Below are 22,704 nucleotides of genomic sequence, written 5' to 3'. Positions count from 1 at the left end.
CGGGCGGGTCAGATGCTGGCCAGCTGCCGGAACCGGCTGCCGTGGAAGACCAGCGGGGTGACGCTCGCGTCGGAATCCAGGGCGTGGATCCGCAACAGCGCGATCAGATGGTCGCCTGCGGGCACCTCGCTGACAATCTCGCACTCGAGGGTCGCCGCGGACCCGGCGACGAACAGCGCGCCACCGGACGTCGAGGTCAGCTCCATGCCGGCGAACCGGTCACCGTCGCGGGCGGAGAGCTGACGCGCCGCCAGGTCGTGGGTCTCCCCGAGGACGCTGACGCCCAGCCGGCCAAGCGCCCGCAGCCGGGGCCAGGTGGTGGACGAGTTCGCCACGCACACCGAGACCAGCGGCGGGTCCAGGGAGACCGAGGTGAACGAACTCACCGCCATCCCGACCGGCTCTCGGCCGGCGAGCCCACAGACAGCGGTGACCCCGCTGGGGAAACAGCCGAACGTCGTACGCAGCAGGCGTTGGTCGACCGCAGTGGCGTCGATGGCGGTCAGCCGCGCGTTGACCATCCAAGGTCTCCTCTCGCCGGGAGTCTCCCGCGACCACTCGTGTCTCCGGCCGGAGGACACGCTTCTCGCGGGCTCGCCTCCGCGCCGCGCGCCCGCATCACCTTGCTCACCTAGGACATGCTTCGACCGCTTTCTCTTCCCGTTCCGGGCATTGATCGAGGGATTCTTGTGACATCCGCATCGGCGCGAAGGCCTGCGCCACCGAGGACGAGGCGAGGGATTGGGACGGCCGGGTAGCCCGCGTCGTTGGCGGCACCCAGGGCATCGACATCGCGCGGGCCTCCGGCCGGCGGGCCTGCCACGCCGTCTCCCGCCACGCACGCTGTGGACAGCCACTCGCTGTGGCGCCTAGACTTCCCCACGTGTGCGGTGATCTTTTCCTAACTCGCCGTATTTATCTTGACTGCGAGCGGATCAGCGGCGCGACCTGTCGCTAGCGCCGCCGCCTGCCGCGGCCGGTGGTACCGGTCGATCGACACGCTTCTCCCGGGCGGCCGCGCGCGCGGCGCGAGCGTTTGGTCCGAGACTTCGCCCTTCCCCGCAAGCCGGTCAGGAACGTCCCCCATCGCCACAGCCGGGCCGTCCGGTCCGCCTCGCAGGCCGTTCCGCGTGCAGAAGGCAGTACAGAGTGCGATTCCACGTGCTGGGGCCGCTGGAAGTGATCCGGGACGGCCAGCCCATCGTCGTGCCCGGCGTCCATCAGCGTGCCACGCTCGGTTTCCTGCTGTTGCATCCGAACACGGCGGTGGCCACCAGCAGGCTGCTCCAGGCCCTGTGGGACCAGGAACCGCCGGTGACCGCGCGCAAGATGGTGCAGAACGCGGTGGCGGGCCTTCGCCGGACGCTGGGCGGCGGGGCGGACGTGCTGACCCGCCCACCTGGATACCAGCTGAGCATCCGCGCCGACCAGGTGGACCTGGCCGCCTTCCAGGAACTGAGCGCGCGTGGCCGGGCGGAGCTGGCCGCCGGTTCGTGGGCTGCCGCTGCCGCGACCCTGTCGGCCGCGCTCGGCCACTGGCGTGGGCCCGCGCTGGCCGACCTGGCAGAGGAGGGCCTGGCCTGGCCGGAGGCCGTCGCCCTGGACAGCGCACGCATGGTCACCTTCGAGGACTGGGCGGAGGCGCAGCTCGCCCTCGGCCACCACCAGGAGCTCGTGCCCGAACTGGAGTCGGCCGTCGAGACGACCCCGCTGCGGGAGCGGCTGACCGGGCTGCTGATGTTGGCGCTCTACCGCTGCGGCCGGCAGGCGGACGCGCTCGAGCGCTACCGGCGCACCCGGGGCGCTCTCGTCGACCAGCTCGGTCTCGATCCCGGGCACGAGCTGCAGAACCTGGAACGGGCGATCCTCGACCACGAGCCCTGGTTGAGCTCACGGCCGACGGGCGCGCTCACCTCCCGCCACGCCGGGGTCCTCGCTCCGGGCCGGATGATCGCGGGCAGCGGCGCTCTCGCGGGGACTGGCGCTCTCGCGAGGGCCGGTGCGGTCGCGGGAACCGGTGGCCTGGCGGCCGGCGGTGTGGTCGCGGCGGCCGGAGTGGCTGGCATGGGCGGCGACGGCGGCGCGGCCGGTGCGCGGCTGCCGGAGGTCTTCCCGGCCCGGGCTCCCGGCGTGCACGCCGCCCGGAAATGGGTCAGTGTCCTCGCCGGTCGACTCGACATCGGGTCGGGGGCGGAGCTCTCCGATCCGGAGGACGCCGACCGGGTCCTGCGGGCCGTCACCGCCACGGTCCGGGCCGAGACCGCCCGTTTCGGCGGCGAGGTCCACACGGCGCTCGGCTCGGTGTGGATCGCGGTCTTCGGCCTGCCCCGAACCCGGGAGGACGACGCGGAGCGCGCCGTCCGCGCGGGCCTGGCCATCCGGCGGGCGGTCGCCACATCGGCGAAGGCGTCCTCGTACGGTGTCGGACAGTACGACCTGCGGATGGCTGTCACTACCGGGGAGGTCCTCGCAACCCTCACCCAGGCCACGCCGGCGGCCGCGGCTTCGGCGGCTGCCGCCGCGATGTCCGGGGATGTAACCGGCCGGTGCATGCGCCTGCTGGCGTCTGTGCCCAGGGGTGAGCTGCGGGTCTGCGAGGCGACCAGGGCGGCGTCCGACGGGGCCTTCACCCATGCTTCGACGGACGAGCACGGCCGAGGCGTCGGCGGCGTGGTGGCGGTGCGCCTGGGCGGCTTGGCGAGTGCGTTCGGGGCCGGTCCGGCGGGCCGTGAAGGAGCCCTCCACGTGCCATTCCTCGAGCGGGAGCACGAGAAGGACCTGATGCACCGGCTGCTCGCCGAGACCGCCCGCCGCCGCCGGCCACGGCTGGTGACGATCTTCGGTGAGCCCGGCATCGGCAAGAGTCGGCTGCTGTGGGAGTTCTGCCGGGAGGCCGGCGACGCGGCTGTCTCGCGCGACGTCCAGTTCCTGCACGGCCGGATCGGGAGGTTCCAGAGCGGCCCGTTCGAGGTTCTTACGGACATCACCCGCACGTGGGCGGGGATCGCCGAGGACGACTCCCGTGAACTGGCGGTGACGAAGCTCGCCGCCGCGGTCGGGATGACGGGCGCCACCTTCGAAGTCTCGCGCCGCCTGGCGGCCGAGCTGGTTCCGCTGCTGGACCCAGCCTGGCCGGGCGGCGAGGACGGAGCACGCGTGCTCGCGGCCTGGCGTCGGACACTTGGGAGGATCGCGGCCGTGGCCCCGACGGTGCTCGTCGTCGAGGACCTGCACCGGGGAGACGACCGGCTGCTCGACTGTCTGGAGGTGCTCGACGAGCAGCTGGGCCGCGTTCCGCTGCTTGTCGTCGCCAGCACCCGGCCGGACCTGCTCGAACGGCGGCCGTGCTGGGCCGGCGGCAAGCGTGACGCGACGACGATGTCCCTCGACCAGCTCTCCGCCGCCGCCATCCAGCATCTGATGGTCGATCTGGCGGTGTTGTACGGGCTGCGCCCCGCGTCGTCGGCGCCGCCGCTCGCGGGCGCGGGCGGCGGCGGGCCCGCGCCCGAGACCGCGGCCCACGAGTGCGGGACGGTCGCCAAGGTCGGCGGCAATCCGCTGTTCGCGGTCGCCCTCGTCGAGATGCTCCGCGCGGCACGGGCCGCCAAGGGTGACGGCGTCTCCCCGGCTCTGCTGATCGACAGTGCGGGCCCGATCGGCCCGGGCTCCGCGATGGTGTCGATCCCGCGCACGGTTCACGGCGTGATCGCGGCGTGGCTGGACACTCTGCCGTCACGCAGCCGTCTGGTGCTGCAGGGCGCGGCGGTGTTCGGCGCGACCGTCTGGGCCGCGCCGGTCGCGGCCGAGTGCGAGCTGACCCGCGAAGACGTCCTACGGGAGCTGGAGTACCTCGAACGCCGGGGCGTGCTGCGGCAGATGCCGACCGTTGCCGACCCCGACCCGCACTACGAGTTCCGGCATGCCTTCGTCCGGGACGTCGCCTACTCGCAGATCCCGCGTGCCGTCCGGGGAGGGTGGCACCTGTGCTTCGCCCGCTGGTTGGGTGACGAGTACGGGCGGGTCGCACAGGACGATCTCCGCCGGCACCACCATCGGCGCGCCGACAGCCTCACCGCCGCGGCCGGCTAGCGGCCGGCTGGTGCGACCGGTCGGCCCGGCCCGGGAGCCGCGCGTCGACGGGCGGTCGTGACTGCCCTGACATGCGTGCCCTGAGCCTGATTTCGGCCTGCGCTGACCCGTCCTGTCAGACGGCCTCAAAGCGATGATTATGAACGAATCGTGACCGTCGAATTCCCTTGTTCCCGGCCGTCCCGCGGTCATCTTCCGGGGCGTTTTGTAGCGCCTACGTGATCTCTTCGGATCGGTCGGAGGGGGGTGGTAGGGGTTGCCTCTGGGGCTGACGCGAAACTTCTTCTCGGCTAGCCTGAAAAATAATCCGAATCGTGCGCCTCCCCGCCTTTCCTGCTGGAAAAGGTGTGGGTGACGGCGAATCTCGGAGAAATTCGGGTGGACTGCGCTTAGAAATTCCCCGTGTGAACGTGAAACGGCTCCGGACAGTGGTGAGAAATGAGGAGAGCGATGAGTGCTGCCCCGGTTCTGCGGTCACCCCTTCCGGCGTGGCCGCAGTACGACGACGGCGAGCGGGCGGGTCTGACCCGCGCGCTCGAGCAGGGTCAGTGGTGGCGGATGGGCGGCGGCGAGGTCGATGCCTTCGAGGACGAGTTCGCGCGTTACCACGGGGCCGACCACGGCCTTGCCGTCACGAACGGCACACATGCCCTGGAGCTCGCGCTGCAGGTCCTCGGGGTCGGCCCGGGAAGTGAGGTCATCGTCCCGGCCTTCACCTTCATCTCCTCGTCGCAGGCGGCGCAGCGACTGGGCGCCGTCGCCGTGCCGGTCGACATCGATCCGGTCACCTACAACATCGACCCGGTCGCCGCCGCGGCCGCGGTCGGCCCGCGAACCAGGGCGATCATGCCGGTGCACATCGCGGGCGAGGTCGCGGACATGGACGCGCTTGGCAAGATCTCCGCCGACACCGGCGTCCCCCTCCTGCAGGACGCCGCGCACGCGCACGGCGCGCGGTGGCAGGGGCGGCGTATCGGGGAGCTGGACTCGGTCGCGGCCTTCAGCTTCCAGAACGGGAAGCTCATGACGGCCGGCGAGGGCGGCGCGGTTCTCTTCCCCGAGGCGGGGCTGCGGGAGGAGGCTTTCCTGCGGCACAGCTGCGGACGCCCCAGGACCGACCGCTTCTACTTTCACCGGACTTCGGGCTCCAACTTCCGCCTCAACGAGTTCTCCGCGGCCGTCCTGCGAGCTCAGCTCGCTCGACTGGACGGCCAGATCGACACCCGCGAAAAGCGTTGGCCGCTGCTGTCGGGACTACTCGCGGAAATTGATGGTGTCGTCCCACAGGGCCGCGACACACGGTGCGACCGCAAACCGCACTACATGGCGATGTTCCGGATTCCCGGCCTGGTGGAACAGCAACGGAACGAGCTCGTCGACCGGCTGGTGGCGGCGGGCCTGCCCGCCTTCGCCGCGTTCCGGGTCATCTACCGTTCCGACGGTTTCTGGGAGACGGGGGCACCGGACGTATCCGTCGACGACCTGGCGCGGCGATGCCCGAACGCCGAGGCGGTCGCGGCCGACGGCATCTGGCTGCACCACCGCACGCTGCTCGGCACCGAGAAGCAGATCCACGAGATCGCCGAGATCATCGCGTGGGCGCTGACCGAGAGCCGGAGCGGGCGGTGAGCGCCCCGCTGACGGGCGCACTGGGCGCGCAGCTGGTGCCTGTTCAGTCGCGGGTGACCCAGCCGCAGCTCCAGCCCCAGCCGCCGCAGTCGCCGCGGCCGGTTCGGCTGGCGCCGCCGCGGCCCGCGACCGGCGCCGTCCGGGTCGCCGTCATCGGGCTGGGCTGGGCCGGCAGGTCGATCTGGCTGCCCCGGCTGCGTGACCACCCGCGGTTCGCGGTCGCCGCGGCGGTCGACCTCGACGCGGACGCCCGCGCCGCGGTTGCGGCGGACGGCGTCGACGCCCCGCTGCTTGCCAGCCCGGATCTGCTGAGCCCCGACGAGATCGACCTGGCGGTCGTCGCCGTGCCGAACCACCTGCACAGTGTGGTCGGCGGCCGGTTGCTCGCCGCGGGCCTGCCGGTCTTCCTGGAGAAGCCGGTCTGCCTCAGCGGCGCGCAGGCGGAGGAACTGGCCCGTGCTGAGCGGGCAGGTGGGGCGGTCCTGCTCGCGGGCAGCGCCGCTCGCTGCCGGGCGGACGTCCGGGCGCTCTACACCCTCGCGCGGGCCTGCGGGATGATCCGGCACGTCGATCTCGCCTGGGTACGTGCCCGGGGCGTGCCCGACGCGGGCGGCTGGTTCACCGACACCACGCGCGCCGGGGGCGGGGCGCTGCTCGACCTCGGCTGGCACCTGCTCGACACGGTCGCTCCACTGGTCGGGACGGCGGACTTCACCCAGGTCGTAGGCACGGTCTCCGCGGACTTCGTCCGCAGCGGGGCGGGGGGAGCCACCTGGCGCCATGCCGGCGGCCCCGGCTCGGGCCGGAGCGAAGCGGACCGCGGCCGGCGCGGCGACGTCGAGGACACGGCCCGGGGGTTCCTGGTCACCGAACGCGGTGTGTCGGTGTCACTGCGGGCGAGCTGGGCCTCCCACGAGGCGCTCGACAGCACGGTGATCAGAGTGGAGGGCAGCGCGGGAACCGCCACGCTGACCTGCACCTTCGGCTTCAGCCCGAACCGGCGCGACGGATCGGTGCTGACGTACACGCGGGACGGCGACACCGTCCGGGTGCCGGTGCCGTCCGAGCCGGTGGGCGCCGAGTACCGGCGCCAGCTCGACGAGCTCCCGGCCCTGCTCGCCGACCCGGGAGCGCGGGGACGCGCGGTCGCGGAGGCGCGGCGTGCCGTCGACGCTGTGGAGCGGTTCTACCGTTCGGCGCGCCCGCCAGGTGCGGCGGCGGGCGACCACCGGTCGGGACGGATCTGATGGGGCACGAGTCAGGGGCTCTCGATCCCGTTCGCTCCGGCGCCGGCGGAAACGCTCGCCCTGATTTCGCCCATGCTGTCGTCTTCGATCTGGACGGCGTTGTCGTCGACAGTTTCGCCGTGATGCGGGAGGCATTCCGGATCGCCTATTCGGAGGTGGTCGGCGCAGGTCCCGCGCCTTTCGGTGAATACCATCGTCACCAGGGGAGATATTTCCGCGACATTATGCGGATCATGGGACTTCCGGCGGAGATGGAGGAGCCGTTCGTCCGGGAGAGCCATCGGCTGCGGGCCGAGGTTCTCGTCTACGACGGTGTGGTCGACCTGCTCGACACCCTGCGCCACCGTGGGTACGGCCTCGCCGTCGCCACCGGGAAGACCGGCTCGCGGGCACGCGACCTGCTGGCGCATCTCGGCCTGCTCCGCTTCTTCCACCATGTCGTCGGCTCCGACGAGGTCGCGCGCCCGAAACCGGCGCCCGACATCGTGCTGCGGGCGCTGGATCTGCTCGGCGCACGCCCGGAACGGGCCCTCATGATCGGTGACGCGGTGACCGACCTGCGGAGTGCCCACGACGCGGGGGTTCGCGCGGCGGCCGCGTTGTGGGGGTCGCCGGACGAAGCCGAGCTCCTCGCGGGCGGCCCGGACCTCGTGCTGCGGCGGCCGGCGGACCTGCTGACCGTCCTGCCGGCACAGCCGGCGAGCGTCGGCTGAGCCCCGGGCAGCAGGGGGGCGGCGGCCGAAGCCGGGCGCCGGAACAGGGGTGATTCAGGGGAGGTGGATCCGCATTTCTCGGTCAGACTGGTAAAGGCCGCAAGTTGCCGCGATGTCGTGTCTGAATCATCCCCCGGCACGCCGGCCGGGCCTCGCACCCGACGGACCAACCCGACGGAGGAATGCGAATGCTGCGCACCGAACTGATTGCACCGCTGCCCAAGCTGCTGCGCGGGAACGCCGAGCGTCTCGGTGACAGGATTGCATTCCGCGATGCCAGCCGTGCCGTCGGCTGGGCGGAGCTGGAGCGGCGCACCGGCTGGCTGGCGGGCCACCTGGCCGACCTGCGGCTGCAGCCGGGTGACCGGGCCGCGATCGTGCTCGGCAACTGCGTCGAGGTCGTCGAGAGCTATCTCGGCTTCGCCCGCGCGTCCGTGGTGGGCGTGCCGATCAATCCTCGGGTCACCGAGACCGAACTGGCCTACCTCCTCGACGACTGCGGGGCTCGGCTGGTCGTCACCGACCCGGCGCGGATCGACATGGTCGGTCGCGTCCTCCGGGACCGGCCCGGCCTGCGAGTCGTGGTGACCGGCGGCCATGCCCCGCCGCCGTCCGCCCCGGCCGGGACGCTGTCGTTTGCGGCGCTGGCAGGCGCCCAGCCCCGCTCGGCGGCCCGCGACGATCTGGGACTCGACGACGTCGCCTGGATGCTCTACACGTCGGGGACGACGGGACGTCCAAAGGGCGTGTTGTCGACCCAGCGAAGCTGCCTGTGGTCGGTCGCGGCCTGCTACGCCCCGATCCCCGGCCTGTCCGAGCAGGATCGCGTCCTGTGGCCGCTGCCGCTGTTCCACAGCCTGTCGCACATCGCCTGCGTGCTCGGGGTGACGGCGGTCGGGGCCAGCGCCCGGCTGCTGGACGGATTCGCCGCGTCCGAGGTACTCGCCGCGATCCAGGAGGACGGCTCGACCTTCCTGGCCGGGGTCCCGACGATGTACCACTACCTCGTGCGGGCGGCGCGCGAGAGCGGCTTCAGCGCGCCGAGCCTGCGGATGTGCCTCGTCGGGGGCGCGATCACCACCGCGCGGCTGCGCCGCGACTTCGAGGAGGCGTTCGGCGCCCCGCTGCTGGACGCCTACGGCAGCACCGAGACCTGTGGGTCGATCACCATCAACTGGCCGACCGGCGCGCGGGTCGAGGGCTCCTGCGGACTGCCCGTACCCGGCCTGGGGGTACGCCTTGTCGACCCCGAGACCGGGCTCGACGTGGGAGCCGGCGCCGAGGGAGAGGTGTGGGTGCGCGGGCCGAACGTGATGGTCGGCTACCACAACCAGCCCGAGGCCACCGCCGCCGCACTGCGCGACGGCTGGTACCGAACCGGTGACCTGGCCCGCCGGGACGACGCCGGCTACTTCACCATCACGGGCCGGATCAAGGAGCTCATCATCCGGGGTGGCGAGAACATCCACCCCGGCGAGGTGGAGGAGGTGCTGCGCGGTGTCCCGGGCGTAGCCGACGTCGCGGTCGTCGCCCGCCCGCACGACCTGCTCGGTGAGGTGCCGGTGGCCTTTCTGGTGCCCGGCCCGGAGGGCCTCGACCCCGACCGCCTCCTGGCCACGTGCCGGGAGCGGCTGTCGTACTTCAAGGTGCCTGAGGAGCTCTACGAGATCGACCGTATTCCGCGGACTGCCTCGGGGAAGATCACCCGACACGTGCTGCTGGAACGTCCGGCGCGGCTGCGTGCCGCCAGCAGCGGGCACCACGACACGCTGTTCCGGGTCGACTGGATCCCGCGCCCGTCGGTGACGTCCTCCTCGGTCCGCGCCCGCCCGGACCACACGTCGAGCCCCGTTCAGGCCGGTGGGCCCGGCCGCCAGCCCCTTTCGGCTCCGCCGGTCGGGACGTCCGTTCCGCCGGTCGGCGGCGAGCGGAGGTGGGCGATCATCGGCGCGGACGCGTTCGGATTCGCGCCGGTGCTCACCGAAGCCGGGATCCTGGTCTCCCAGTACCCGAACCTGGACGCCGTGCGACGGGCCGCCGCCGACGGCGACGAGGTTCCCGACCTCGCAGTGCTGACGTGCGGGTCGGTGCTCGGCAAGGCGGGCGTTCTCTCCGACGACGCGGCGCGGGCGGTCACCTGGCTGTCCGGCGAGATCGCCGGCTGGCTCGCCCAGGAGCGCCTGGCCGGCGTGAAACTGGTGATCGCCACCCGCGGCGCGGTGGCGGTCGGCCCCGACGACGACATCGAGGACCTGATCCGCGCGCCGCTGTGGGGCCTGCTGCGCACGCTGCAGACCGAACATCCGGACCGCTTCGTCCTGTTCGACCTCACGGTCGACGACCCGGCGGGGGCGGCGGCCCTGCCGGCCGTCGTCGAGTCGGGCGAGCCGCAGGTCGCGGTGCGGCAGGGGGTCGTCCTGCTGCCCCGGCTCGCCCGGGTGGCCGCCGTCCCGACCGACCAGGACTCACCGACGGGCGGGAACCTGTTCGCCGACCCGCTGCGGACGGTGGTCGTCACCGGCGCGGACGGCCCGGTCGGGGCCGCACTGGCCCGCCACCTGGTGGCGAACTACGGAGTCCGCAGGCTGCTGCTCGTCAGCCGTCCCGGCGTCGCGGGTGACCTGGGTGACCTGGGTGAACTGGGCGGCGCGGGTGGCCTGGGCGGCGCGACCGGTGAGCACTCCGCCGAGGCACTGCGGGCCGAACTGGCGCACGCGGGGGCGACAGTCACGCATGTCCCATGCGATCTTGCCGACCGGGCGGCGCTCGCGGCGGTGCTGCACCGGCACGCCCGTTCGGTCTGCGCGGTCTTCCACGCCCAGAGCGCCGCGGGACCGGTCGGCGGGCTCCGGAACGACGAGCAGCGGCTGGCCGCGACCCTGGCTGGCGCGCTCAACCTGCACGACCTGATCGGCGGGCCGGAGACCCGGGCGTTCGTCCTGTGCTCCTCGGCCGCCGGCCTGCTCGGCGGGGCGGGACTGGCCGAGCCGGCCGCGGTGAGCGTGTTCTTCGGCGCGCTGGTCCAGCACCGCGCCGCGCGCGGCCTGCCGGCTGCCAGCGTGAGCTGGGGGCCGTGGGAGGGCAGCGAGCTGCCCGAGCTGCCCGGCTCCCGCGCGCTGCGCGTCCGGGAAGGCCTGGCCATGTTCGACGCGGCCCTCGGCGCCGATCAGAGTGTGCTGGCGGTCCTGCGCCCGGACGCCGCCGTGCTCGCCGACGACGCCCCGCCCGCGCCGCTGCGCGGACTGATCGACGTTCCGGTGGCGCACCGGCCCCCGGACGACGCCGTCGCGGTCGAGCTGCGGACGAAGCTTGCCGGTCTGCCCGAGGCCGACGCTCTGCGGCTGTTGACGACCCTCGTCCGGACCGAGGTCGCGCGGGTCGCAGGCGGGTCCGCCGGCGCGGCCGTCGAGGCGGGGACGGCGTTCCGCGACCTCGGACTGACCTCGGTGACCACGGTCGAGCTGCGCAACCGGCTGACCGCGAGCACCGGCCTGCGGCTTCCCGTGACCGTGGCCTTCGACCATCCCACCCCGCTCGAGCTGGCCCGCGAGCTGCGGCGCGGGCTGCTCGGCGAGGCATCCGCCGCCGTGGCGGTCCGGAACCGGCGCGCCGTGTCGGACGAGCCGGTGGCGATCGTGGGTATGGCGTGTCGGTTGCCGGGTGGGGTGGTGTCGGCGGAGGGGTTGTGGGATGTGGTGGCGGGTGGGGTGGATGCGGTGTCGGGTTTTCCGTCGGATCGTGGGTGGGATCTCGCGGGTTTGGCGGGGGACGGTGTTGGTGGCGTGGGTGGCGTGGGTGGCGTGGGTCGGGTGGGTTCGTCGGTGGCGGGTTCGGGTGGTTTTCTGCGGGATGTGGCGGGGTTTGATGCGGGTTTGTTCGGGGTTTCGCCGCGGGAGGCGTTGGCGATGGATCCGCAGCAGCGGTTGTTGTTGGAGGTGTCGTGGGAGGTGTTGGAGCGGGCCGGGATTGATCCTGGTTCGTTGCGGGGGGAGCCGGTGGGTGTCTTCACCGGCCTGATGCATCACGACTACGCGCGGGGGAACACCGCGGCGGCCGAACGCCTCGAGGGTTATCTCAGTATCGGAACAGCGGGCAGTGTGGCGTCGGGTCGGGTGGCGTATTCGTTTGGTTTTGAGGGGCCTGCTCTGACGGTGGACACGGCGTGTTCGTCGTCGTTGGTGGCGTTGCATCTTGCGGTGGGGTCGTTGCGGTCGGGTGAGTGTTCTCTTGCGTTGGCTGGTGGGGTGGCGGTGATGGCGACGCCGGAGGTGTTCGTGGATTTCTCGCGGCAGGGTGGTCTTGCCGTGGATGGCCGGTGCAAGGCGTATGCGGACGCCGCCGACGGAACCGGATGGGCGGAGGGCGCCGGGGTTCTCCTGCTGGAGCGGTTGTCGGACGCGGAGCGCAATGGTCATCGGGTGTTGGCGGTGGTGCGTGGTTCGGCGGTGAATCAGGATGGTGCGTCGAATGGTCTGACGGCGCCGAGTGGCCGGTCGCAGGAGCGGGTGATCCGGGCGGCGTTGGCGGATGCGGGGTTGACGACGGCTGATGTGGATGTGGTGGAGGGGCATGGGACGGGGACGCGTCTCGGCGACCCGATCGAGGTCGGTGCGCTGCTGGCGACCTACGGCACCGGTCGCTCGCCGGACCGTCCGGTGTTGTTGGGGTCGTTGAAGTCGAACATCGGGCACACGCAGGCCGCCGCGGGGGTGGCCGGTGTCATCAAGACGGTGCAGGCGCTGCGGCACGGCGTCGTCCCGAGGACGCTGCATGTGGACGCGCCCTCGTCGCGGATCGACTGGTCGGCGGGTGCGGTGTCGCTGGTGACGGAGCCGGTGGTGTGGCCGGAGACGGGCCGGCCGCGGCGGGCGGGTGTGTCGTCGTTCGGGGTGAGCGGGACGAACGCCCATGTGATCATCGAACAGGCCCCGGACGAGTCCCCCGACACCGCCACGGATGAAGTCGCAGATGCCGCCCCGGATGGCGTCGTGGCGGGGGAGGCCGTGCCCTGGCTGCTGTCCGCGGCGTCGCCGGCGGCGCTGCGCGCCCAGGCCGACGCCCTGGCGGAGTTCGCCGCCGCGCGGCCGGCACCTGCCGCGGCCGAGATCGGCCGGTCCCTGGCGACGACCCGCGCGCGTCTCGCGCGACGTGCGGTCGTGGTGGCGGGCTCCCACGACGAGCGGGTCACCGCGTTGCGCGCGCTGGGCGCCGGCACGCCACATCCGGACGTGATCTTCGAACCGTCCCGGCCGCAGGTCGGCGCCGACCGCGGAAACGTTTTTGTTTTTCCGGGTCAGGGGGCGCAGTGGGTGGGTATGGGTGCGGGTTTGTTGGGGGGTTCTTCGCGGTTGTCGGAGGTGTTTCGGGGGGTGGTGGAGGAGGTTTCTGGGGTGTTGGCGGGGTTGGTGGACTGGTCGTTGGTGGATGTGTTGCGGGGGGTGGGGTCGGATGGGGTGTTGGAGAGGGTGGAGGTGGTGCAGCCGGCGTCGTTCGCGGTGGGTTTGGGGTTGGTGCGGGTGTGGGGTGAGTTGGGGGTGGTTCCGGGTGCGGTGCTGGGTCATTCCCAGGGTGAGGTGGTGGCGGCGTGTGTGGCGGGGGCTTTGGGGGTGGGTGATGCGGTGCGGGTTGTGGTGGGTCGTAGTCGGGTGGTGGCGGAGAGGTTGTCGGGTCGGGGTGGGATGGTGTCGGTGTTCCTGCCGGTGGATGAGGTTGTGGGGTTGTTGCCGGTGGGGGTTGAGGTGGCGGCGGTGAATGGTCCGGGGGTGACGGTGGTGTCGGGTGAGCGGGCTGGTCTGGTGGAGTTGGTGGGGGTGTTGGAGGGTCGGGGTGTGCGGGTGCGGTGGGTGGCGGTGGATTATGCGTCGCATTCGTCGCAGGTGGATGGGGTGGCGGGGGAGTTGCGGGAGTTGTTGGCGGGGGTGCGGTCGGTGGTGCCTCGGGTTCCGTTTTTTTCGACGGTGGAGGGTCGGTGGGTGTCGGGGGCGGGGGAGTTGGAGGGGGATTACTGGTTTCGGAATCTGCGGTCGAGGGTGGGGTTCGCGGGTGCGGTGGGGGTGTTGGCGGGGGAGGGGTTCCGGTCGTTTGTGGAGGTGGGGGCGCATCCGGTGTTGGTGGGGGCGGTGGGTGAGGTGTTGGAGGAGGTGGGGGTGTCGGATGCGGTGGTGGTGGGGTCGTTGCGGCGTGGTGAGGGGGGTGGTGGGCGTGTTCTGCGGTCGGCGGCGGAGTTGTTCGTGCGTGGGGTTCGGGTGGACTGGTCCGGGGTGTTCGACGGGCGTGGGGGGGTCGCGGTGGGTGTGGGTGTGGGGCCTGACCTGCCGACCTATCCGTTCCAGCACGAGCGCTACTGGCTGGACCCGGATCCCTCCGGCGGGGACGGCCTCGGCGACGTCTCCACGGCCGGACTCGATCCGGTCGACCATCCGCTTCTCGGCGCCGGTGTCACCGTCGCAGGAGAGTCCTTCCCGGATACGTCCCCCGACCCGCTCGCGGCCGGTCTCACGGAAGGCGGCCCCGGCGGCGATGGCCGTCTGCTCTACACAGGCCGGCTGACGACGGATCGCCACCCGTGGCTGGCCGACCACCGTGTTGGCGGTGCCGTGGTGCTGCCCGGTTCGGCGCTGCTCGACGTCCTGGCGTGGATCGGAGACCGGGTGGGGCGGCCCGTCCTCGCCGAGCTGACGATCTCCGCGCCGATCCTGATCGACGAGCCCGCTGAGAACACCGCCGCGAACCCGGCCGCCGGCACGGACATCCAGATCGTCGTCGGTCCGCCGGATGGCGAGCGGTCGCGCCCCGTCACGGTCCACTCCCGGACCAGCCCGGACGAGGCCTGGACCGAGAACGCCCGCGGAATCCTCGCCCAGCCAGCGGGCACCGCGACCGGCGGCCCGACCGATCCGACCGGTCGGCCCGGCTGGGCGGCGTCGTGGCCCCCGGCCGCCGCCAGCCCTGTCGACATCGACGAGTGCTACGACCGGCTTCCTGTGGACTACGGCCCCGCGTTCCACGCGCTGCGCGCGGCGTGGGTGGCCGAGGGCACCGTCTACGCCGAGGTCACGCTCCCGGACGCGGCCGTCGCCCCCGCCGGGGACGTTTCACCCGCGTCCCGGTGGCTGCGCTCGGGCGGCGTGGAACTCTCCGACGGCACCGACGGCACCGAGCCCTCGGACGGATATGGCCTGCATCCGGTGCTGTTGGACGCGGCGCTGCACCCGCTGGGCGTGGCCGGGTTCTTCCCCGACCCGGACCAGCCACGCCTGGCCTTCGCCTGGTCGGGGGTGCGGCTGTGGGCGACCGGGGCCCGCTCCCTGCGGGTGCGGATCGCGCCTGCCGGGCCCGACACCATGACGATCAGCGCGGTCGACGACGAGGGCGCCGCGGTGATCGACGTCGAGGCACTGGTGGTCCGCCCCGTCGACCCGGAGCGGCTGACGGCCGGGCGCGGTGCGGCGCGGCGGTCGCACGCGCTGTTCGAGGTGCGATGGGAACAGACGGACGCCGCCGCGGTGCGCGGCACGGAATGGGCCTTCCACCCCGACTCCGCCGTTCGTGACTCCGCCGTTCCCGGCGGTAGCGGCGGAGTCACGGGCACTCCCGTGGCCGAGCGGGCGGCCCGTCCCCCGTTCGTGGTCTTCGTTCCCGCCAGCGCCACGGGTGTCGACGGTGGTGCCGGTGGGGACGCCGGCACGGTCCCGGGCGCAGCCGTCGCCGTCCGGGACGTCCCCGGCGCGGTGCGTGCCGCCGGGCTGCGGACGCTGCGCGTTCTCCAGGACTGGCTGGCCGATCCCGACAGCGCCTCGTCCCGTCTCGTGGTCGTCACGCGGGACGGCGACCTGGCCCACGGCTCGGTGCGCGGGCTGGTACGCGCCGCGCAGGCGGAACACCCGGGGCGGTTCGGCCTGCTCAACCTGGACCGGGCCTACCACCTGCCGGAACCCCCCTCGGTCGGCGAGACTCCCTGGCTGGAGGCGATCGCGGCGGGTCTGGGCGCGCCGGCCGACGAGCCGTGGGTCGCCGTCCGGCCGGCGGGGGCAGGCGGGACCGAGGTGTTGGCCGCGCGGCTGCGGCGCGCCGAGCGGGCCCCGGTGCCGGCGCGGTCGCTTCTCGAGGGAGGCACCGTCCTCGTCACGGGCGCCACCGGTGGCCTCGGCCGGCTGGCCGCCGACCATCTCGCCCGGGTCCACCGGGTGCGGGAGCTGGTTCTCGTCGCCCGGTCCGTGGCGGGGGAGGAGCAGGTCGCCGAGCTGCGCGCGACGGGTGTCACCGTGCGCGCGGTCGCCGCCGACGTGGCCGACCGCGCTGCCATGGCCGAGATCGTCGCGTCCGTCGCCGACCGCCTCACCGCGGTGGTGCACATCGCTGGCATCGTCGAGGACGGCGTCATCGAGGCCCTCGACGAACCGCGTTGGCACGCCGTCCTGCGGACCAAGGCGGATGCCGCCTGGCACCTGCACGAGCTGACCGCCGGCCTCGACCTCGCCGCGTTCGTGCTCTACTCCTCGGCCGCCTCAGTCTTCGGTGGCGCGGGCCAGGGCAACTACGCGGCCGGCAACGGCTTCCTCGACGCGCTCGCCCGGCATCGGCGGGCGGCTGGTCTGCCCGCGGTGTCGCTGGCGTGGGGACTGTGGCAGGAGGCCGCCGGAATGGGCGGCCGGCTGAGCGCGACCGACCGGGCCCGCATGACCCGCGATGGAACCAGGGCACTGACGGCGGCCGACGGCCTCGCCCTGTTCGACTCCGCCCTGGTGGACAGCCGGCCGGAGCTGGTCCCCGTACTGCTCGACCTGGGCGCGCTCCGGCGGCGCGACTCGCTGCCACCCCTGCTGCGCGGACTCGTGCCGGCGCCGGCGCCGGCACGCCGCCGCGCCGCCGTGTCGGCGGGCTCCGCGGCGCCTGACCGCTCCACTCTGCGCGACCGGCTCGCCGCTGCGTCGGCCGGTACCCGGGACGAGATTCTGCTGGAACTGGTCCAGGCGACCGCGGCGGTCGTCCTCGGCCACACCGATCCGGCCGCGGTCGAGCCGGACCGGGCCTTCCGGGACCTCGGCTTCGACTCGCTTACCAGCGTGGAGCTGCGCAACGGCCTGATCACCGCGGCCGGGGTGCGGCTGTCGGCGACCGTGGTGTTCAACCATCCCACGCCCCGATCGCTCGCCGGCCACCTGGCGGCGCAGCTCGCCCCGGACCTCCCGGACCTCCCGGACGGGCCCTCCGCGTCCGGCGACCCGCCGCGGGCCGTCACCGCCGTGGCGGCCGGCACCGTCCGGGGGAGCGGCGGCCGTACCCGGGAGCAGGACCGAACCGACGACCCGATCGTGATCGTCGCCATGGCCTGCCGGTTCCCGGGCGGGATCGGCTCGCCGGCCGACCTGTGGCAGGTCGCCAGCGACGGCGTGGACGTCGTCGGCCCGCTGCCGACGGACCGCGGCTGGAACCTCACCGAGCTCTACGACCCCGACCCGGACCGCCCGGGACGGACCTACGTGCACGCCGGCGGCTTCCTCACCGACGTGACGGGCTTCGACGCCGGCCTGTTCGGGATCTCGCCGCGGGAGGCGCAGGCGATGGACCCGCAGCAGCGGCTGCTGCTGGAGACGTCCTGGGAGGTGCTGGAGCGGGCGGGTCTCGACCCGACGTCGCTCGCGGGCACGCCGACCGGGGTGTACGTCGGCACGCACGGCCAGGACTATGCGAGCGAGGTGTCCGGCGAGCGGGCGGACGAGGGATATCTCGTCATCGGCCGGGCCGCGAGCGTGCTCTCCGGCAGGGTGTCCTACGCGTTCGGCTTCGAGGGGCCCGCGTTGACCGTGGACACGGCGTGCTCGTCCTCGCTCGTCGCCCTGCATACCGCGGCCGCCGCTCTGCGGGCCGGCGAGATCGGCCTGGCGCTGGTCGCGGGCGTGTCCATCATGTCGAGCCCGGAGGGCCTGCTCGGTTTCTCCCGGCAGCGTGGCCTCGCCGCCGACGGCCGGTGCAAGGCCTACGCGGACGCCGCGGACGGCTTCGGGATGGCCGAGGGCGTGGGCGTTCTGCTGGTGGAGCGGTTGTCGGACGCGCGTCGCCACGGCCGCCGGGTGTTGGCGGTGGTGCGTGGTTCGGCGGTGAATCAGGATGGTGCGTCGAATGGTCTGACGGCGCCGAGTGGCCGGTCGCAGGAGCGGGTGATCCGGGCGGCGTTGGCGGATGCGGGGTTGACGACGGCTGATGTGGATGTGGTGGAGGGGCACGGCACGGGGACGACGCTGGGCGACCCGATCGAGGCCCAGGCGCTGCTGGCCACCTACGGCCGGCGGCCGGCGGACCGGCCGGTGCTGCTCGGGTCGGTGAAGTCGAACATCGGGCACACCCAGGCGGCCGCCGGGGTGGCCGGGATCATCAAGATGGTTCAGGCGCTGGACCATGCGGTGGTCCCGAAGACGCTGCACGTGGATCGGCCGTCGGGGCATGTGGACTGGTCGGCGGGTGCGGTGTCGCTGGTGACGGAGCCGGTGGCGTGGCCGGAGACGGGCCGGCCGCGGCGGGCGGCCGTGTCGTCGTTCGGGGTGAGCGGGACGAACGCCCATGTGATCATCGAACAGGCCCCGGTCGCATCGACCGAACCGGCTGAAACAGAGGCACCGGCCGCACCGGGTGAATCAGAGGTACCCGCCGGACCGGTCGTTCCGGTCGTGCTGTCGGCGGCGTCCCGGGAGGCTCTGCGCGGGCAGGCCGGGCGGCTGGCGGAATTCGTCCGGACCAGGACCGACGTCCCGGTGGCCGCGGTCGCCGCGACGCTGCTGACCCGCGCGCGGCTCGGCCAGCGCGCGGTCGCGGTGGCCGCGGAGCGCGGCGAGCTCGTCGCCGGCCTGGAGGCGCTGGCCGGTGATCTTCCTGACCCGGCCGTGGTCTCCGGGGCGGCGAGCCCCCGGGGCAGGGGCCCGGTCTTCGTGTTCCCGGGCCAGGGCGCGCAGTGGGTGGGCATGGGCGCCGGCCTGCTGTCGGGTCCCTCGGTGCCGTCGTCGGCGTTGTCGTCGGTGTTCCGGGAGACGGTGGACGAGGTCGCCGGGGCGCTGGCGGGGCTGGTGGACTGGTCGCTCGTGGACGTCCTGCGGGGGGAGGGGCCGGACGGGGCGCTGGAGAGGGTGGAGGTGGTCCAGCCGGCGTCGTTCGCGGTGGCCCTGGGTCTGGCGCGGGTGTGGCGGGAACTGGGGGTCACCCCGGGCGCGGTGGTGGGCCACTCGCAGGGAGAAGTGGCGGCGGCGTGCGTGGCGGGAGCGTTGGGCACGGCCGACGCGGTACGGGTGGTGGTGGCCCGCAGCCGGGTGGTGGGCGCGCGGCTGGCCGGCCGTGGCGGGATGGTGTCGGTGTCCCTGCCCGCGGCGGAACTGGCTGGTCTGCTGCCACCGGGGGTGGAGGTGGCCGCGGTCAACGGCCCGGGAACGACCGTGATCTCGGGCGCCTCCGCGGCGTTGGCCGAGCTGGTGGCGGCGCTGGAGGTGCGGGGCGTGCGGGCGCGGTCGGTGGCGGTCGACTACGCGTCGCACTCCGCCCAGGTGGACGCCGTGGCCGAGGAGCTGGCGGAGCTGCTGGCGGGGGTGCGGCCGGAGTCGCCCCGGATCCCGTTCTTCTCCACGGTGGAGGGCCGCTGGATCGCGGGAGCGGAGCTGACAGGCGACTACTGGGTCCGCAACCTGCGGCGGACGGTGGGCTTCGCCCAGGCGGTCGGAGTCCTGGCGGGCGAGGGGTTCCGCTCGTTCGTCGAGGTCGGTGCCCATCCGGTGCTGGTGCCCTCGATCGGTGAGGTGCTGGAGGAAGCCGGGTTCGGTGACACGGCGGTGGTGGGATCGTTGCGCCGGGGCGAAGGCGGCCCCGAGCGGCTCCTGCGCTCCGCGGCCGAGCTGTTCGTGGCCGGCGTCCCCGTCGACTGGACGAAGGCGTTCCCCGCCGCCGCGCCGCGGGCCGCCGGCCGGCTCGGCGCGGCGGCGGAGCTGCCGACGTACGCCTTCCAGCACGAGCGTTACTGGCTCGCGCCGGGAGCACCCGGTTCCGGTGACGTGACCGCCGCCGGGCTCGACGCGACCGGTCATCCTCTGCTCGGCGCCGCGGTCGACCTCCCCGGCTCGGCGCCCGACGCGGCCGAGGTGGCGTTCACCGCCCGGCTGTCGGCGCGGACCCATCCCTGGCTGGCCGATCACGCGGTGCGCGGCGTGCGGCTGCTGCCGGCCACGGCGTGGATCGAGATCGGGTTGCACGCGGGAGACCGCGTCGGCCACCCCGTACTCGACGAGCTGTTGATCGAGGCGCCGCTCGCGGTTCCGGCCGAGGGCTCGGTCACCCTGCGGGTGATCGTGGACGGGCCGGACGCCGATGGTCGGCGCCCCGTGCGGCTGTACGCCCGCCCGGACGGCGCCGCCGCGCCCGGTGACGGCGACGGCGACGGGACCGAAGGCACCGGCACCCGGTGGACCCGCCACGGCACGGGGCTGCTGTCGGCCGAGGTCACCGAGCCCGGACACGGCTACGAGGCATGGCCCCCGGCCGATGCCCGCCCGGTGGACCTCGCAGACTTCTACCCGCGGCTGGCCGACCGGGGATACGACTACGGCCCGGCGTTCACGGGGCTGCGCGCCGCCTGGACGCGGGGCCGGGAGGTCTTCGCCGAGGTGGAGCTGCCGGCCGCCGAGGCGTCCGCCGAGCCCCCCGGCGCGTACGGTCTGCACCCCGCGCTGCTGGACGCCGCCCTGCAGGCGACGAACCTCGGCGCGGTGCCCGCCGCCGAGGAGGGGCACGTCCTGCTGCCCTTCGCCTGGAGCGGCATCCGTCGCTTCTCCTCGGGCGTGACAGCCCTGCGCGTGCACGCCACGCCGAGTGATCTCGCCGCCGCCCCCGGGTCGCACGGGGTGAGCGTCCGGATGTCCGACCGCGGCGGTGCGCCCGTCGCCGAGATCGGCTCCCTGGTGCTGCGCGCGACGCCGCTGGCGCAGCTCGACCGGCTCGACCGTTCGGCCGGCAGTGGTGGGGCGGGGACCGCCGAGGCGCTGTTCCGGGTGGAATGGGTCGGCGTACCGACCGGCCCGGCCGGTACGCCGCTCGGGAGACCGGCGGTGTCCCCGGCGGCGGGCGCGGAGCCGCCGGAGGCGGACGTTCTCGACGTCACCGGCCGCGCGAGCGTTGACCCGACCGCCGTCCGCGCGCTGGTCGCCGACGTCCTGGAGGCCCTCCAGAAGCGGCTCGCGCCGGCCGGGGGTGCGCCGGCGGTGACCGCCCCCGGCCACGGCTGGCGGGTCCCGGACGGGCCCCTGGTGATCCTCACCGACGATCCCGCGGGTGAGCCCGCCTCGGCTGCGGTGTGGGGCCTGGTCCGCTCGGCGCAGGCCGAGCATCCAGGGCGGTTCGTCCTGCTCGGCGGTGCGCCGGAGGAGTCCCGGGCCGTGCTGCCCACCGTGCTGGCGAGCGGCGAACCGCAGGCGGTCGTGCGGGATGGGCAGGTGCTGGTGCCCCGCCTGGCTCGCGCGGCGCGGCCCTCGGCCGACACGTCTGCTCCGGACGGTGCCTCGCCGCTCAGCGGCATGTCGCCGGTGGACGGCACCACGCTGGTCACGGGTGGCACGGGAACCCTGGGAGCGATCGTCGCGCGAGAGCTGGTGCGTACGCACGGTGTCCGGCACCTGGTGTTGCTCAGCCGCACCGGCGCGGCCACGCCGGGCGCCCCCGAGCTGGTCGCGGAGCTCCGTCACGCCGGTGCCGCGGTCGAGGTGGTCGCCGCCGACGCGGCGGACCGCGAGGCGGTGCGGGCCCTGCTGGCGGACATCCCGCCCGCGCACCCACTGACCGCGGTCGTCCATGTGGCCGGGGTGGTCGACGACGGCCTGGTCACCTCACTGGACCGGGGACGGCTCGACTCCGTCTTCCGGCCGAAGGCCGACGCCGCCTGGAACCTGCACGAGCTGACCGCTGAGCTCGGTCTCGCCGCCTTCGTGCTCTTCTCCTCCGCCGCCGGCGCCTTCGGCGGCGCGGGGCAGGGCAACTACGCCGCGGCGAACGGCTACCTCGACGCGCTCGCCGAGTACCGCGCCGGCCTCGGACTGCCCGCGGTGGCGGTGGCCTGGGGCCTGTGGGAGCGGGCGAGCAGCCTGACGGCGAGCCTGACACCGGCCGACCGCGACCGGATGGCGCGGGGCGGTGTCCGCGGCCTGTCCGACGCCGAGGGCGCCGCGTTCTTCGGCGCGGCGCTGCGGTCGCCGGACGCGGTGCTGGTCGCCGCCGCGGTCGACGTGCCGGCGTTGCGGCGGCGCGCGTCGGCCGGCGGGCTGCCGCCGCTGCTGCGCGGACTGGTTCCCGCGCCGGTACCGGCCGCGGACTCGGCGGCCCCGGACAGCCCCGGCGGTATCACCGGTACCGGCAGCGCCGGCGCCGGCTCAGCCTCGGGTCAGCCGGGGCGGGCGTTGGCCCGGCGACTCGCCGGCCAGGCGGAGCCGGAGCGCCGGCGCGTCCTGCTCGATGTCGTCCGTGCCCACACCGCGACGGTCCTCGCACACCGGTCGGGGAACGCGGTGGGTGTCGGCCAGACGTTCCAGGAGCTCGGGTTCGACTCGTTGACCGGCGTCGAACTGCGCAACCGGCTCGCCGCGGCGGTGGGGGTGCGGCTGGCCGCGACGATGGTCTTCGACCATCCCACCCCCGCCGCGCTCGCCGAGCACCTGCTCCGTCTGCTCGACCTGGACGGTCCGGACGACCCGGACAGCCATCACGGCCTGGACGGCCCCGGTACTCCGGCGGTGCGGAACTCCTCGGTGCTCGACCAGCTCGCCCGTCTGGAACGGGTCCTGACCGGCGCCACGGACGCCCGGATCGCCGTCCCGGACGAGGTGGCCGCCCGGCTGCGGGCGCTCGCGGCATCGCTGGGCCCCCGGCGCGACGACGGCGCCGGTCTCGACCTGACCTCCGCGACGGACGACGAGATGTTCGAGCTGCTCGACCGCGGCCTCGGTTCCTGAGGTCAGTCCTTCCCGATAGCTCCGTACGCCCCCGTAAGTCCCGAGCAAGCC

At 73.8% G+C, this 22,704-nt stretch carries 6 protein-coding genes; 5 read left to right on the top strand and 1 reads right to left on the bottom strand.

Annotated features, from left to right (window positions below; all coding sequences use genetic code 11):
• Positions 1 to 8: 8 nt before the first annotated feature.
• Positions 9 to 521, bottom strand: a complete 513-nt coding sequence (locus tag FRANEAN1_RS23640; protein ID WP_020462329.1) for a flavin reductase family protein — start codon at positions 519 to 521, stop codon at positions 9 to 11.
• Positions 522 to 1,149: 628 nt separating this feature from the next.
• Here FRANEAN1_RS23640 and FRANEAN1_RS23635 point away from each other — a divergent pair.
• From FRANEAN1_RS23635 to FRANEAN1_RS44005, 5 genes are all read left to right on the top strand, one after another.
• Entirely contained in the window at positions 1,150 to 4,089 is a 2,940-nt protein-coding gene (locus tag FRANEAN1_RS23635) for a BTAD domain-containing putative transcriptional regulator (RefSeq protein WP_020462328.1), read from the top strand.
• 450 nt (positions 4,090 to 4,539) lie between these two features.
• Positions 4,540 to 5,718 carry a DegT/DnrJ/EryC1/StrS family aminotransferase gene (locus tag FRANEAN1_RS23630; RefSeq protein WP_020462327.1) on the top strand — a complete coding sequence of 393 codons (1,179 nt, stop codon included), beginning with the start codon at positions 4,540 to 4,542 and terminating at the stop codon, positions 5,716 to 5,718.
• Between the two features lie 107 nt (positions 5,719 to 5,825).
• Positions 5,826 to 6,965: a Gfo/Idh/MocA family oxidoreductase gene (locus FRANEAN1_RS23625; protein WP_041256447.1), complete on the top strand. Its 1,140-nt coding sequence runs from the start codon at positions 5,826 to 5,828 to the stop codon at positions 6,963 to 6,965.
• On the top strand, positions 6,965 to 7,678 hold the full coding sequence (locus FRANEAN1_RS23620) for an HAD-IA family hydrolase (RefSeq protein WP_020462325.1): 714 nt from the start codon (positions 6,965 to 6,967) through the stop codon (positions 7,676 to 7,678). The genes FRANEAN1_RS23625 and FRANEAN1_RS23620 overlap by 1 nt, the downstream gene beginning before the upstream one ends.
• Before the next feature lie 188 nt (positions 7,679 to 7,866).
• Entirely contained in the window at positions 7,867 to 22,653 is a 14,787-nt protein-coding gene (locus tag FRANEAN1_RS44005; RefSeq protein ID WP_041254676.1) for a type I polyketide synthase, read from the top strand.
• The last annotated feature ends 51 nt before the right edge of the window (positions 22,654 to 22,704 follow it).

It is taken from the genome of Parafrankia sp. EAN1pec, assembly GCF_000018005.1.
Lineage (GTDB): Bacteria > Actinomycetota > Actinomycetes > Frankiales > Frankiaceae > Parafrankia > Parafrankia soli.
The sequence above is the reverse complement of the archived record's forward strand: the minus strand, read 5'-3'. Positions and strand labels throughout refer to the sequence as shown.